This window comes from Terrimesophilobacter mesophilus (assembly GCF_014200375.1).
In the GTDB taxonomy this organism is placed as follows: Bacteria; Actinomycetota; Actinomycetes; order Actinomycetales; family Microbacteriaceae; genus Terrimesophilobacter; species Terrimesophilobacter mesophilus.
On the sequence record NZ_JACHBP010000001.1, the window covers coordinates 1747737 to 1762250 of the forward strand.

The following is a 14514-nucleotide window of genomic DNA, read 5'->3' on the forward strand; positions in this document are numbered from 1 at the left end:
GTGCGCGGCACCTCAGCCCGTCGCACACGATCCCTGGCGCTCAGGGCCGCAGCGATCGGAGTCTCGGCACTCCTCCTCTCTGCGTGCGCTCCGACCGCGTCGGATCGCCAGGGCGCGAGCGCCACGGGACTCTCCGGCAGTCTCACGATCTTCGCCGCCGCCTCGCTCTCGGCATCCTTCACCGAGCTCGCGAAGGAATTCGGGGCCGACAACCCTGCCGTGACCGTGAATCCGATCTCCTTCGACGGCTCCGCAAGTCTCGCGACGCAGATCGCCGAGGGCGCACCGGCCGACGTGTTCGCCTCCGCCGACGAGGCGAACATGGCGAAGGTCGCGAGCGAGCTCGACGGGTCACCGGTGGACTTCGCATCCAACACCCTCGAGATCGTCGTCCAGGCGGGAAATCCGCTGCACATCACCGACCTCTCCGATCTCGCGAAGCCGGGCGTGCAGGTCGTGCTGTGCGCGTCAGAGGTGCCGTGCGGCGCGGCATCCCACACGATTCTCGACCTCGACGGTGTCACGATCACGCCGGTGAGCGAGGAGCAGAACGTGAAGGCCGTGCTCGCCAAGGTGCAGGCCGGTGAGGCGGATGCCGGTCTCGTCTACGTGACCGACGTCGCGGCGGCGGCCGGATCCGTCGACGGTGTGACGATCCCCGGCGCGGAGCGGGCAGCCAACACCTACCCGATCGCCGCGCTCGCGGATGCGGCCGACCCGGATGTCGCGAGGGCCTTCATCGCGTTCGTGCTCTCGGCCCCGGGCCAGGCAGTGCTCGCGACGTACGGATTCGCGAAGCCATGACCGGGTGGGCGGCCGGCGCGCGGCCGGTGGGGATCCCGAGACTGCTGTACGTGCCGGCGGCGATCGGGTTCGCACTGCTGCTCCTCCCTGTCATCGGCCTGGTCGTCCGGGCCGACTGGCCGAGGGTTCCGGCCGCCATCACGTCGCCAGAGGCGCTCTCCGCGCTCGAACTCTCCCTGCAGACCGCCACCACCGCGACCGTGCTCTGTGCGATCGTCGGGGTGCCCCTCGCTCTCGTCATCGCGCGGTCGGGGGATCGGGTGGCGGGTGTCCTGCGCGCGCTCACGACGCTTCCGCTCGTCATGCCGCCCCTCGTGGGCGGCATCGCCCTGCTCTACCTGCTCGGGCGCAACGGGCTCGTCGGGGCCGTGCTCGAACCGGCGTTCGGCATCCGCATCCCGTTCACGACCGCAGCCGTCGTCATCGCGCAGTCGTTCGTCGCGCTGCCGTTCCTCGTGATCGCCGTCGAGGGGGCGTTGCGCACGGCCGGGACCCGGTTCGAGACAGTCGCCGCGACGCTCGGTGCCGACAGGTGGACCGTGTTTCGCAGGATCACGCTCCCGCTCATCCTGCCCGGCCTCGTGTCGGGGACGGTCCTGTGCTTCGCCCGCGCGCTCGGCGAGTTCGGTGCGACGGCACTGTTCGCGGGCAATGCGGCGGGCATCACGCGCACCATGCCCCTCGCGATCTACACGGCGTTCAACGGCGCCGGCGTGAGCCAGGACTCCGCCGTCGCCCTCTCGCTGCTCCTCATCGTCGTCGCGGTTGCCATCCTGCTCCTCATGCGGAGCTGGCGGTCAGAACCGGAGCGTTGATATGACTCTGAGCGCGGAGGTGGTGGTCCGCCGTGGAGATTTCGTCCTCGACGCGGGTCTCGTCGTGGGCGCGGGCGAGGTGCTGGCTCTACTAGGGCCCAACGGTTCCGGCAAATCGACGTTCCTCGGAGCTCTGGCCGGCCTCGTCCCCGTAACGGCGGGGAGCGTTTCGGTGAACGAGCGCGCGCTGACCCGCATGAGCGCCGGCGAGCGGATGTCGGTGCCCCCGCACGCGCGCCGGGTGGGCCTGTTGGGGCAGGAACCGCTGCTCTTCCCACACCTGAGTGCGATGCACAATGTGGCCTTCGGTGTTCGCGCCGGGCACGGGAGGAGAGTCGCCGCCGACAGGTTGGCCGAGCAGTGGCTTGCGGATGTCGGACTCGCCGGGTTCGAGGAGCGGCGGCCGGCCGAGTTGTCCGGCGGGCAGCAGCAACGGGTCGCCATCGCGCGGGCACTCGCAGCGGAACCCGATCTCCTGCTGCTCGATGAGCCGATGGCGTCCCTCGACGTCGAGGCCGCGTCGAGCATCCGGACCCTGCTGCGGGAGCGGTTGTCGAGCACGAGGACGACGACGGTGCTGGTCACCCACGATGTGGTCGACGTCGTCGTGCTGGCCGACCGTGTCGTCACGCTCGAGCGCGGCCGCATCGCCGACAGTGGAAGCGCCTCCGATGTCCTCGGTCGACCGGTCAATGGTTTCGCGGCGTCACTGGCCGGTCTCAACCTCCTGGCCGGGCGAGTAACCGGCCGTGGACTGGTTGCCGTCGCCAACGGCCACATCTTCGCGGGCAGCGGTGATCTCCCGCCCGTCGGCAGTGAGGCCTGGGTGGCCTTTCCGCGGTCGGCGGTCACCGTCCGGGAGCCGGGCGCGGAGCCGAATCCTGCCGTGGAGAACTCGTGGGTGGGCACGGTCGCCGCGCTCGAGCCTGCCGCGGGCGGCATCCGGATCGTTCTTGCCGGCGACGAGGTCATCGCCGAAGTTCCGTCATCGCAGGTACTTGCGCGGCGGCTGGGTTCGGGGTCCGCCGTGTCGCTGCACGTCGAACCGGAGTTTGTCACGGTCTACCCTCGACACGGCCAGGCCCAGGATGCGACAGACTGGAAGCGTGCCTCTGACTGACTCCGTGCGCAGACCGGTCGGCCTGCCGATCACGCTCCTCGTCACGGGGGCGATCGGTCTTCTCGCCTCCCTCGCGCTGACGCTCGACAAGATCGCCCTCCTCGAGAACCCGAACGTCCAGCTGGGCTGCAACTTCAGCGTGCTCATCGGGTGCAGCGACAACCTGAACTCCGTGCAGGGTTCCGTCTTCGGGTTCCCGAACCCGATTCTCGGACTCGTGTTCTGGGCGGCTGTCATCACGGTCGGCGTCGGGATGCTCGCGGGCGCCCGGTTCGCGGGGTGGTTTTGGGCACTGTTCAGCATCGGCACGGCCGCCGCCCTCGCTCTCGTCGTCTGGTTCATCATCCAGAGCATCTTCGTGCTGCGGGTGCTGTGCCCGTGGTGCATGGTGACCTGGGTGGTCACCATCCCCGTCTTCTTCGTCGTCGTGCTGCACACGCTGCGGTCGGAGCCGGTTCCGGCTCCGCTTCGCCGGGTGGCTTCGGTCGGGTTCTTCTGGATCCCCGCCGCAACGCTCGTCTGCTACGTCGTCATCGCCGTGCTGGCCCAGGTGCAGCTCGACGTGCTCGGCGAGTTCTTCTGATCGACGCCGCTACCGGGTGATCCGCAGCAGAAGCGTGTGGAAACCGCTGGCGGGGTAGGCGGCATAGTCCGGTGGACCGGGGACGAGTTCCATCCGGCGCGTTCCGGCCAGGAGCGCGGAAAGAGCAACGCGCAGTTCCAGTCGCGCGAGACCCGCGCCGGGGCAGGCATGGATGCCGCGCCCGTACAGCACGTTGTGCGGGGCGTTGACCTCCGGCCGGTAGGCATCCGGATCTCCGAACACCGCCTCGTCCCGATTCGCGGACGCCCAGAAGATCGTGATCCGCTCGCCTGCATCGATGCGGCGACCGCCGAGCTCGACGGGTCGCGTCGTCACCCGCCGGTTCGACACGAGCGGGGAATGGATGCGCAGGATCTCGTCGATCGCCGCGGTCAGCTCCTCGGGGGAGTTCCGCAGGCTCTCCTGCAGGTCGGGATGCCGGGCTAGGTGGTCGACGAGGATCCCGACGCTGGCCGCCATGGTGCCCAGCTCGCCGACCGTCCAGTTGCGCAGGATCGACACGATGAGCTCTTCCGACAGGGGCTCGCCGTCGATCGTCTCGCGCAGCAGGCGGCTCGTGGGGTCGTCGCCCGAGCCCGAGCCCGAGCCCGAGCTCGTCGCCGGCTGCGCTCGCCGGTCCGCGATGACCCGGCGCACGGTGTCATCGAAGTCGCGGGCGACCTCCTCGATCGCCGCGCGATCGCCGGCGAGGGTTGCGCGCTGGTTGCGGGCGACCCAGTCACGAAGGGCCAACTGGGTGTAGTCGGGCCAGTGGAGCCAGGCCTGCTGGGTGCGCAGGGCGTAGTCGAGGGCGAAGCCGTCGATGAACTCGACGTCGGCGTCGTCGGGCAGCGCGTCCGTCAGTTCGCGGGCGATCGTCTGGAACGACGATGCGTAGCCGGCCACGTCCCCGTCATCGAAGTAGCGATCGACGAGGGTGCGGTACTCGTCGTGGTCCGGCGGATCGTAGCCGTTCGGCACCGCCGGATGTGCGGCGGAGACCCTGCTCGAGTATGTCGCGTGGTCGAGGGCGATCGCCTCGACATCCGCGTGCCGGAAGACCGACCACCCGAGGTGCTCGCTGTGCGCCACCGGGCAGCCGGCGCGCATCCGGTCGTAGGCGCGCAATTGGTCGGCCTGGACCTCGGGGTCGCGCACATCCCAGTCCCAGGCCGGCCCAGCCGACGCCGGGTCAGCTGCAGCCACTCGTGCTCCCACAGCTCTCGCACACGTAGCACGAGCCGGAGGGACGCATCTTGACACCGCATGACAGGCACAGCGGAGCATCCGCCACGAGGCCCTGCTGAGCCTCGAGCAGTTGCGCGCTCGAGTGCACCGCCTCCGGCGCGGGTGGCATGGTGGCAGCAGGCGAGGTGGCGGGTGGCACGACCGCGACGGGCGCATCCTCGGTGACAGCCGCCGCGGGTGTCTCCTCGGCCAGGTCCGCCGTTCCGGGTTGCGGTGGCGCGTACTCCCCCGCGTTCAACTGGGCCGTGCGCTCAGCGGTCGTGTACACGCCGAGGCCCGCGCGGGTCTCGTACGGCAGGTGGTCGAGGGCCAGGCGCCGGAAGATGTAGTCCATCATCGACTGGGCGATCCGGATGTCCGGGTCGTCGGTCATGCCCGCCGGCTCGAAACGCAGGTTCGTGAACTTCTCCACGTAGGTCGTGAGCGGCACGCCGTACTGCAGGCCGATCGACACGGCGATGGAGAACGCATCCATGACCCCGGCCAACGTCGAGCCCTGTTTGCCGAGCCTCAGGAAGATCTCGCCGAGCCCGTTGTCGGGGTAGGAGCCTGCCGTCAGGTAGCCCTGGGCGCCGGCGACCGTGAACGAGGTGGTCATCGACGGGCGCGTCTTCGGGAGGCGGCGGCGAACGGGTGCGGCGTGCTCTGCCGTGGTCGTCGTCGCGGCGGTCTCCCTCTTGCCGTCGGAGAGCGGCTGGCCGACCTTGCAGTTGTCGCGGTAGATCGCGAGGGCCTTGAGGCCGAGCTTCCAGCCCTGGTAGTAGACCTCCTCGACCTCGTCGATCGTGGCCGCTTCCGGCAGGTTCACGGTCTTGGAGATCGCACCGGAGAGGAACGGCTGCACGGCCGCCATCATCCGCACGTGCCCCATGGGCGCGATCGAACGCCGACCCATGGCCGTATCGAAGATCTCGTAGTGCTCGGGCTTCAGCCCCGGCGCATCCACGACGTGGCCCTTGTCGGCGATGTATTCGACGATCGCCTCGACCGTCTCCTCCGGGTAGCCGAGTCGGCGCAGGGCCCGCGGGATGGTCTGGTTGACGATCTGCATCGAGCCGCCACCGACGAGCTTCTTGAACTTGACGAGCGAGAAGTCCGGCTCGATGCCGGTCGTGTCGCAGTCCATCATGAAGCCGATCGTGCCGGTCGGTGCGAGCACGCTCGCCTGGGCGTTGCGCCAGCCGTGCTGGGCACCCATCTCGATGCCGCGCTTCCACTCCTGCTCTGCACGAGCGTGGATCGTGCCGTCCATGGCTCCGAGCGGATGCAGTTCGTCGTTCGCCGCCGCGTGCTTGCGCATGATGCGCTCGTGCGCCTTCGCGTTGCGGGCGAAACCCGCATACGGACCGACGATTCCCGCGAGCTCGGCAGACCTGCGGTAGGACGCCCCCGTCATGAGCGAGGTGATGGCGGCGGCGAGCGCGCGTCCGCCATCCGAGTCGTAGCCGTGGCCGGTCGCCATGAGCAGGGCGCCGAGGTTCGCGTAGCCGATGCCCAGCTGCCGGTAGTCGCGGGTGTTCGTCGCGATCGGCTCGGTGGGGAAGTCGGCGAAGCAGATCGAGATGTCCATGGCCGTGATGATGAGCTCGACGGCAGCAGTGAAGGCCTCGACGTCGAAGGTGTCGTCGGCCTTCAGGAACGCGAGCAGGTTGAGCGAGGCGAGGTTGCACGAGGAGTTGTCGAGGGACATGTACTCGGAGCACGGGTTCGAGCCGTTGATCCGTCCGGATTCCGGGTTGGTGTGCCAGTCGTTGATCGTGTCGTCGTACTGGATGCCGGGGTCTGCGCACGCCCAGGCGGCATCCGCGATCTCACGGAACAGCTCCTTGGCCCGCACCGTCTCGATGACCCGGCCATCCGCTCGCGCGGTCAGGTCGAAGCTGTCGTCCTTCTCCACAGCCCGCATGAACGCGTCGCTCACGCGCACCGAGTTGTTGGCGTTCTGGTACTGCACGGAGGTGATGTCCTGGCCGCCGAGATCCATGTCGAATCCGGCGTCGCGCAGGACGCGGATCTTCTCCTCCTCCTTCGCCTTGGTCTGCACGAATTCGCGGATGTCGGGGTGGTCGACGTCGAGCACGACCATCTTCGCCGCGCGCCGCGTCGCCCCTCCGGATTTGATCGTGCCTGCGCTCGCATCCGCACCGCGCATGAAGGAGACCGGACCGCTCGCGGTCCCGCCCGAGGAGAGCAGCTCGGCGGCCGAGCGGATGCGGGAGAGGTTCACACCGGAGCCGGAGCCGCCCTTGAAGATCATTCCCTCTTCGCGGTACCAGTTGAGGATCGAGTCCATGGTGTCGTCGACAGAGAGGATGAAGCACGCGCTCACCTGCTGCGGAGATTCTGTGCCGACGTTGAACCATACGGGGGAGTTGAACGAGAACGCCTGGTGCAGCAGGAGCCAGGTGAGCTCGTCGCCGAACGCGGCCGCATCGTCTGTCGTGGCGAAGTAGCCGTGCTCGATGCCCGCGGCGACGTACTTGTTCACGACCCGGTCGATGAGCTGGCGCAGGCCCGATTCACGCTGCGGCGTGCCCGGGGCGCCGCGGAAGTACTTCGTGGTCACGATCGTGGAGGCATTGAGCGACCACGTGGTCGGGAACTCGACGCCGCTCTGTGAGAAGATCGTCTCTCCGGTCCTCCAGTTCGTCTGCTCGACGTCGCGGCGTTCCCACTCGACCTCGTCGTACGGGTGGATGCCGGGGGTGCTGAATCGTCGCTGAATGCGGAGACCGTTCGCACCCGTCCTGTGCTCCGTCTTCTGCGTGCCGCCGTGCTCGGTCGCCATCTCCCACTCCCCGTCGTGCTGGAGAACCGTCGTTCCCGCTGCCTTCGTCAACCGCCAGATATTGCGGTAGTCAGATCATCTAAGCACCACATATTGTGATTATCGAGTGTTCTGGCCGGGTTTAATCGGGTTCGAGAACGAACCAGTCCGCGCGGTACGTCGCAGCGCTCTCAGCACCGGTCGGCCGAGCAGCGCGACGCCCATCGCGAGAACGATGGCGCGCATCAGGTCCCACCCGAGGGATGTCGTGATGCTGAACAGCGCGAACCGCTGGAGGTTCTCCCACACCGGCGCATCCGCCTGAAAACTCAGGGCAGTACCGGCCCCGATCGCGAACGGCCAGAACGACAGGTTCATGAGCTGGCCGTACAGGAAGCCGCTCACGGCGGCGAACGCGGCGAGGCAGGACAGTTCGCCCGCGCCGCGCATCCGCCGGGGGAGCAGACCGGCGCCCATCCCGATCCAGGATGCCGCGAGCATCTGGAACGGCAGCCACGGCCCGAACCCGCCGGTCAGCAGCGCGGACGCGAAGAGGGTGACAGAACCGAGGGCGAACCCGAACCCTGCGCCGAACACGCGCCCGCCGAGGATCACGAACAGGAACACGAACTCGACGCCGGCGCTGCCGGCCGACAGGGGCCGCAGCACCGCGCCGATCGCGGCGAGCAGGCCCAGCATCGTCACGGTCTTCGCATCGATGCTGCGGTCGCCGAGTGCGACGAACGTCACGAGGACGACCCCGAGGAGCACGCCGGCGAGCACGACGGGTGCCGCGGCATCCTGCGCGAGGATCGAGCCCTGCCCGACCATGAGCGGCCAGGTGAATGAGAGCGCGCCGACCACGGAGGTGGCGGCGAGCGCGACGCTCGTGCGGGCGCCGAGCGGGATCAACCGGACGGTCGCCGGCCGGGACCCCATGCGGCTGGTCGCCTCGGGGTCGATCCCTCTGCGGTCGATTGCAGTACGGCCGGTCACGGCGCACCCGCCAGCGTCGAGCGCACATCCTCCACCGTGAGGAACGGCAGCGGTCGCAGAATGCGGGCGACCTGCGGTGCGAAGCCGGGGCTGGCCGTGAGCACGACGGAAGCCGGCCCGTCGGTGATGATCTCACCCTCGGAGAGCACGACGACCCGATCCGCCACCTGCGCGACGAACTCCACGTCGTGGCTGGACAGGAGCACGGCGGTTCCGGATGCCGCCAACTCGGCCAGCAGAACTCCGAGGCGACGCTTGGCCTCGTAGTCGAATCCGCGAGTCGGCTCGTCCAGCAGCACGACCCCCGGGGAACCCGCCAGCTGGATCGCGAGCACGAGCGCGAGACGCTGCCCCTCGGAGAGATCACGAGGGTGAACCGAGTCCTGCACACCCGGCCAGAGGCGCCCGAGGGTTGCGGATGCGGTGCCGGGCGCGGCGCCCGTCGCGTGATCCGCCTCCCGGCATTCCTCCTCGACGTTTTCGAGGTAGAGGAGATCCGCCGGCGCGTGCGGGACGAGGACGATGCTCCGGATCCGCGCATCTGGGGCGAGCGTGACCGGGTCGACACCGGCTCCTCGACCGGCTCCCACCGCCGCATCGGGCGGGTCGGCGACCCGCACCGTACCCGCCGTTCGCGTGCCCGTGCCCTGCAGCGCCCACAGGAGAGACGACTTGCCGGACCCGTTGCGCCCCATGAGTGCCGTGACCTCACCGCACAGAAGATCGATGTCGAGGTCATCGATCGCGGTCATTCGGCCGTACCGGACCTGAAGTCCGCGAGCATGGAGCGCGAGCGGGGATGTCGGGGTCTCGGTCGAGCCGGATCGGAAACGCGGTTTCTCCTCCGACAGTGGCTCACCCTCCTGTGCCGCTCTGAGTCGCTCGCGCAGTGGCCCTGCGACGCGGCGCGCATCGCGGATGGAGAGCGGCAGCGGCTCCCATCCGGCGAGGCGACCCAGCTCGAGGATGGGCGGCGCGATGGGGCTCGACGCCAGCACCGCGGCAGGCGGCCCGTAGGCGAGCGAGCCATCCGCATCGAGGCGCAGCACGGAATCCGCGTACTGGATGACCCGTTCGAGCCGGTGCTCCGCCAGCATCACCGTGACGCCGAGATCGTGGACGAGGCGAAGGAGCGCGGCGAGCACCTCCTCCGCGGCGTGCGGGTCGAGTGCGGAGGTCGGTTCGTCGAGGACGAGCACGCGAGGACCCGCGGTCAACGCAGAGCCGATCGCGACGCGCTGCTGTTCACCAGCCGAGAGGGTCGAGAGGGCGCGGTGCCGGAGCCGGTGCAGACCGAGCAGGTCGATGACCTCCTCCACGCGTTGCCGCATGACCGGTGCCGCTACCCCCAACTGCTCCATGCTGTAGGCGAGCTCGTCCTCGACGCGTTCGGTCACGAACCCGGCGAGCGGGTCCTGTCCGACCACGCCGACCGTGCCGGCGAGGTCGCGCGGAGGGTGGGTGCGCGTGTCGAGCCCGCCGACCGTGACGGTCCCGGTCAGGTGACCGCCGGAGAAGTGCGGCGCGAGGCCGTTCACGAGCCGCAGCACCGTCGACTTTCCCGACCCCGTCGCGCCGACGACGAGGCACAGTTCACCCTCCGCGATCGACAGGTTCACGTCTTCGAGCACCGGAGGATCCGCCTCCGTGTACCGGAACGTCACCGCATCGAAGGTGATCATCGCCTCACCGCCACGAGGACAGGGACGATCGCGAGCGCACCGCAGACGACGAACGGGAGAGACCAGCCGAGCGGATCATCGCCGGCCATGGCGAGTGACTGCGGCAGGATGGCCGGGCCGACGACGGCCAGCAGGGCGACGGCGACGCCGCATCCGGAGATCACGTTCTCGCGCGCACCCCAGGCGTCTGGGCGGTAGGTCGTCGTCGCGATGCGGCGGGACGCGATGACCGACCCGACGATCGCGGCTGCGGCACCGCTGACCAGCAGGGGAACCGCGAGCACGGGTACGGCGAGCACTCGCGGCCCCGACCCGTCCAGCAGCGCGTAGGTGCCCAGGGCCGCACCCACGAGCGCCATGAGCAGGAGAGCGATCACCGCCCGACTGCTGCCCCCGTGCACCCTCGCATACCCGCGCGAATCCATGGACGCGGCGAGCGCCATCGAGCGCTCGAGCGCATCCTCCAGCACGGGCACGGTCGTCGCGGCCACCGCTCGCCGTCCGCTCAGCGCCCTTCCGCGCAGCGCCTGCGCCCTGCGCACCCGGTGCCAGGACTCCACGAGCTGGGGCGCGAGGGTCATGGCGATGACCGCTGACGTGCCCAGCAGGTGCAGCGAGGCCGGCAGGATCCGAAGGGTTCTCTGCGGGTTCGTGAGAGCGACCGCCGCACCGAAGCAGACCAGGAGCGCCGCCAGGGCGAGCCCGGCAGACACCGCCGACAGGAGTCCGGATGCCGTCACCGGGCCGAGCAGCGCGATGCCCCCCGCCCAGTCCGGCAGCGGGATGCGGGGCAACGGAACGAGCACGTCCCCGCCGGTCTTGATGCCGACGAGCACATAGAAGACGACCCGGATGATCACGACAAAGGCGGCAAGCGCGAGGTAGGCCGGAAACGCGCGGGAGAACGCCGAGCGCTCATGACAGATCCACACGACTGCCACGAGCGCCGCGAGGAGGATCACCGTCGAGACGATGCCGGGGGATCGAGTCGTGGCGACCGCGATCCCGATGGCCCAGATCCACCAGGACACCGGATGCGGGCTTACGCGTCGGAACCCGCGCTCGTCGAAGTTCGCGTCGAGTCGCGTGGTCGTTCCGGCTGGTGCGCTCAGCACCCTCAGTCACTCGCTCCCGGACCGCGGTGCCGAGCGCGCACGGCGAAGATCACGACGAGGGCCACGATGACGGCCAGGAACCCGATCGCGGTCACGGTGAGCGCGAGCCCCTGTGCCGCCTGGGCCCGGGCCTGTTCGGCGGCCTGGTCGGTGCTCGGCGTTCCGGTGCCGTTCTGGTCGGCGCTGCTCTGGTTGCTGCCGCTCTGGTCCGAACCCGTCTGCGCGGGGCCGGCCGCGAGTGCTGCGGCGACCTCGGCGGGGGCGATCCCCGGCGGGGTGGTCCCGTCGTTGTACCTCCAGCCCTCGATCTGACCTGGCACGGGGTCGCTCGCGTCCGCTCCGACCTGGTAGCTCGTCCACTCCCCCTGGGGGGTCGCGTGCCAGTAGGCCCAAAACGACCCATCGAAGGTCTCGGGGCACGGGTCCGGCCTCGAGTCGATGGCGCACAGGAAGCCGGGCTGCGAGTCGGTCGCCGTGAAGCCGGCCGCGGTGAGCGCCGCACGACCGTCCTGCGGATCGCCCGGGGCGCATCCGACCTCGACCGTTCCGCTCTTCCCGTCCACCGTGAGGTCGGAGAAGTCGACGACGACGGTGACACCGTCACTACAGGATGCGTCTGCTGCCACCGCGGCCGTGCTCCCGACCACGCCCTGCGCTCCCAGCGTTCCGATCGCGATCGCCGCGACCGCGAGCATCCGGATGCCCGGGCGCGCGACGCCCATGCGCGCGTGGCAGGATCGGCCACCGTTCCCGGAATGAATCCCGCGTACGGAGGTGGACGAAGTCATGGCTGGCCTTCCCGGTGGGGCCGGCGAGCGTGTCCGGTACCGCGGAGCGGTGGCGGCGGTGTCGTCGCCGGGAGACCGGACTCCGTCACGCAGACCACGGCGATCAAGAGTTTCACTGCCCTCCCGTGGCAGGTATCCCGGCTCGACGGTTCACACCGTCCTACGGTTGCGGGTCAGCACCGGAATTCGACCGGTTTCCCCTCCGCGGGAGTTGTGCCACCCTGAGTAGGGGTGACTCTCCTCACCCTAGTGTCGGGGCCGACGGGAGGCCAGAGCGTGAGCCGTGTTTATACGAGGACGGGCGACGGAGGCACGACCGGGCAGCTCTACGGCGGCCGAATCGAGAAGGGCGGCGCACTCGTCGAGGCCCTCGGGGACATCGATGAGGCGGTCTCTGCGCTCGGAGTCGCGCGCGCAGGATGCGGCGACGAACGCATGTCCGAGATCCTCCTCCGCCTCCAGCGGGAGCTCTTCGTCGTCGCGGCGGACCTTGCCGTCAACCCGAAGCACCGCGATCGGCTGAAGCCGGGGATCTCGCTCGTCGAACCGCAGCTCATCACCGACATCGAGCACCTCATCGACGAGCTCACCGAGGAGCGTCCGCTCAAGCCGGTGTTCCTCGTGCCGGGAACGACACCCCTTGAGGCTGCGCTCGACCTCGCGCGCACCGTGGTGAGGCGCGCGGAACGCCACACGCTGCGCGCGAAGGATGACGGGCACGTGGTGAGCGAGCCGGTTCGGCACTACCTGAATCGCCTCTCCGACCTCGTGTTCATCCTCGCGCGCCGTGCCGCGGATGAGGCGGAGGAGCCCGCAAGCCACGAGTGACCGCCTCAGGCCCGGAAGAAGGCCCTGATCCGGCCGACACCGTCGAGGAAGGCGGCCACCTCCGCATCCGTCGTGTACACCGAGGTGCTCGCTCGCGTGGATGCTGCCAGCCCTAACCGTCGGTGCAGTGGTTCGGCACAGTGGTGACCCACGCGGACGGCGATCCCCAACTCGTCGAGGAACTGCCCGACGTCGTGCGAGTGCACGCCGTCGACGATGAAACCGGCGAGTCCGACCCGCGGTTCGCCGGGCGCGGGGCCGAGCACCCGGATGCCCGGGATCGCGGTGAGGCCGGTCACGAGCGCCTGCCCCAGCTCGGCGTCGCGCTCGTGGACCTGCTCCATCCCGAGTTCGTCGAGGAAGTCCACTGCGGCAGCGAGGCCGATGGCCTGCGACACCGGCTGCGTCCCCGCCTCGAATCGTGCGGGGGACGGGAGGTATTCCGCGCGTTCCATCATGACGCTCGTGATCATCGAGCCGCCGGTCAGGAACGGTGGCATCGCATCCAGCAGTTCGCGGCGGCCGTACAGCACTCCGATGCCGAGGGGGCCGAGCATCTTGTGGCCGCTCAGCACGGCGAAGTCGACATCGAGCGCTTTCAGATCGAGCGACAGATGGGGAGCGGACTGGCATGCGTCGAGCACGACGAGAGCGCCGAATCGTCGTGCGAGTGCGACGAGCTCTGCGACGGGGTTGATCGCCCCGAGCACGTTGGAGACGTGGGCGAAGGCGAGGACCCGGGTGTGCTCGCCGATGACCTCCACCGCCTCATCCATCCGGAGGCGGCCGGCGTCGTCGACCCCGATGGGGCGGAGGGTCGCCCCCGTGCGGGCGGCGAGCTCCTGCCAGGGGATGAGGTTCGCGTGGTGTTCGAGTTCGGTGACGACGAGTTCGTCACCCGGCCCCAGACGGAACCGCTCCGCGGGCTCTCCACCTCGCCCCCTGCTCGCGTTGGAGAAGGAGTAGGCGAGAAGGTTGAGCGCGGCAGTGGCGCCCGCCGTCCACACGATCTCTTCCGGCGCCGCGCCGAGGAAGCGGGCGAGTCGCTCGCGGGACGATTCGAAGAGTTCGGTCGCCTCGGCGGCGAGAGTGTGCGCTCCGCGATGAACCGCCGCGTTGTGCTGCTCGAGAAACGTGCGTTCCGCGTCGAGCACGACGGACGGCTTCTGGCTCGTCGCCGCCGAATCGAGGTAGACGAGCGGATGATCGTTGACGCGACGCCGCAGTGCGGGGAACTGCGCGCGAATCCGGTCGATATCGAGCGGCATGATTCCAGCTTAGGCGTGTCGATCGTTGGGGAAGGTCGGCCCCCATCAGGCGTCGATGCGGGTCAGACCGTCTTCGAGAGCGGTCCAGGCGAGCATCGCGCAGTTGATGCGCGGCGGGTACAGCGAGACGCCGCTCAACGCGACCGCATCGCCGAGTAGCTCCTCGTCCCCGTCGTCCTTCCCCCGCGACTGCAGCATCGAACGGAAACGGTCGAGACAGCGAGTGCACTCGTCACGGGTCAGACCGGCCACGATGTCAGAGAGCATGGATGCCGACGCCTGCGAGATGGCGCAGCCGTGGCCGGTCCAGCCGACCGACTCGATGACACCGTCGCCTGCGCGGATGTGGAGGGTGATCTCGTCGCCGCACGACCGGTTGATCCCGTGGGATTCTGCGGTCGGGTCCTCCAGCAGACCGTAGCCGTGGCGTTCGTGCGAATGATCGACCAGAACGTCCTGGTAGAGATTGCGCAGGTCCTGGCGGCTCATATTTTCACTCT

13 protein-coding genes and 1 riboswitch are annotated in these 14514 nt (G+C 69.3%); of the genes, 5 read left to right on the forward strand and 8 right to left on the reverse strand.

Annotated elements, in window-relative coordinates:
* The 4 genes from modA to BKA04_RS08720 are packed head-to-tail and all read left to right on the forward strand — an operon-like array spanning position 1 to position 3322.
* Positions 1–804, forward strand: a complete 804-nt coding sequence (gene modA, locus BKA04_RS08705; protein ID WP_167309706.1) for a molybdate ABC transporter substrate-binding protein — start codon at positions 1–3, stop codon at positions 802–804.
* Positions 801–1619, forward strand: coding sequence for an ABC transporter permease (locus BKA04_RS08710; RefSeq protein ID WP_104096062.1), 819 nt, complete (start codon positions 801–803; stop codon positions 1617–1619). The genes modA and BKA04_RS08710 overlap by 4 nt, the downstream gene beginning before the upstream one ends.
* A 1-nt stretch (position 1620) precedes the next feature.
* The gene (locus BKA04_RS08715) at positions 1621–2739 is read left to right on the forward strand and encodes an ABC transporter ATP-binding protein (protein WP_104096063.1); all 1119 of its coding nucleotides are present in this window, start codon (positions 1621–1623) and stop codon (positions 2737–2739) included.
* A complete protein-coding gene (locus BKA04_RS08720) occupies positions 2726–3322 on the forward strand; it encodes a vitamin K epoxide reductase family protein (RefSeq protein WP_325052433.1) in 597 nt (198 codons plus the stop codon). The genes BKA04_RS08715 and BKA04_RS08720 overlap by 14 nt, the downstream gene beginning before the upstream one ends.
* Positions 3323–3331: 9 nt before the next feature.
* Here the strand turns inward: BKA04_RS08720 and BKA04_RS12295 are convergent, their stop codons facing one another.
* The 6 genes from BKA04_RS12295 to BKA04_RS08750 form a co-directional block, all read right to left on the reverse strand.
* Entirely contained in the window at positions 3332–4528 is a 1197-nt protein-coding gene (locus BKA04_RS12295) for a cytochrome P450 (RefSeq protein ID WP_198413315.1), read from the reverse strand.
* On the reverse strand, positions 4515–7358 hold the full coding sequence (locus BKA04_RS08730) for a vitamin B12-dependent ribonucleotide reductase (protein WP_104096714.1): 2844 nt from the start codon (positions 7356–7358) through the stop codon (positions 4515–4517). Before BKA04_RS08730 ends, BKA04_RS12295 begins: the two co-directional genes overlap by 14 nt.
* A gap of 99 nt (positions 7359–7457) precedes the next feature.
* Entirely contained in the window at positions 7458–8333 is an 876-nt protein-coding gene (locus BKA04_RS08735; protein ID WP_232842016.1) for an ECF transporter S component, read from the reverse strand.
* Positions 8330–10015, reverse strand: a complete 1686-nt coding sequence (locus tag BKA04_RS08740; protein WP_104096065.1) for an ABC transporter ATP-binding protein — start codon at positions 10013–10015, stop codon at positions 8330–8332. Before BKA04_RS08740 ends, BKA04_RS08735 begins: the two co-directional genes overlap by 4 nt.
* The gene (locus BKA04_RS08745) at positions 10012–11130 is read right to left on the reverse strand and encodes an energy-coupling factor transporter transmembrane component T (RefSeq protein ID WP_167309707.1); all 1119 of its coding nucleotides are present in this window, start codon (positions 11128–11130) and stop codon (positions 10012–10014) included. Before BKA04_RS08745 ends, BKA04_RS08740 begins: the two co-directional genes overlap by 4 nt.
* A 2-nt stretch (positions 11131–11132) precedes the next feature.
* On the reverse strand, positions 11133–11918 hold the full coding sequence (locus BKA04_RS08750; protein WP_134542276.1) for a hypothetical protein: 786 nt from the start codon (positions 11916–11918) through the stop codon (positions 11133–11135).
* Positions 11919–12028: 110 nt separating this feature from the next.
* Positions 12029–12157, reverse strand: a riboswitch (cobalamin riboswitch).
* Positions 12158–12194: 37 nt separating this feature from the next.
* Between BKA04_RS08750 and BKA04_RS08755 the strand changes: the two genes are divergently transcribed.
* The gene (locus BKA04_RS08755; protein WP_167309708.1) at positions 12195–12746 is read left to right on the forward strand and encodes a cob(I)yrinic acid a,c-diamide adenosyltransferase; all 552 of its coding nucleotides are present in this window, start codon (positions 12195–12197) and stop codon (positions 12744–12746) included.
* A 5-nt stretch (positions 12747–12751) separates the two neighbouring features.
* On the opposite strand, the gene BKA04_RS08760 is transcribed toward BKA04_RS08755, so the two are convergent.
* Both BKA04_RS08760 and sufU read right to left on the reverse strand, forming a co-directional pair.
* Positions 12752–14014 carry a SufS family cysteine desulfurase gene (locus BKA04_RS08760; RefSeq protein ID WP_104096069.1) on the reverse strand — a complete coding sequence of 421 codons (1263 nt, stop codon included), beginning with the start codon at positions 14012–14014 and terminating at the stop codon, positions 12752–12754.
* Positions 14015–14059: 45 nt separating this feature from the next.
* Complete coding sequence (gene sufU / locus BKA04_RS08765) at positions 14060–14503, reverse strand: Fe-S cluster assembly sulfur transfer protein SufU (RefSeq protein WP_104096070.1); 444 nt, start codon at positions 14501–14503, stop codon at positions 14060–14062.
* Positions 14504–14514: the final 11 nt, after the last annotated feature.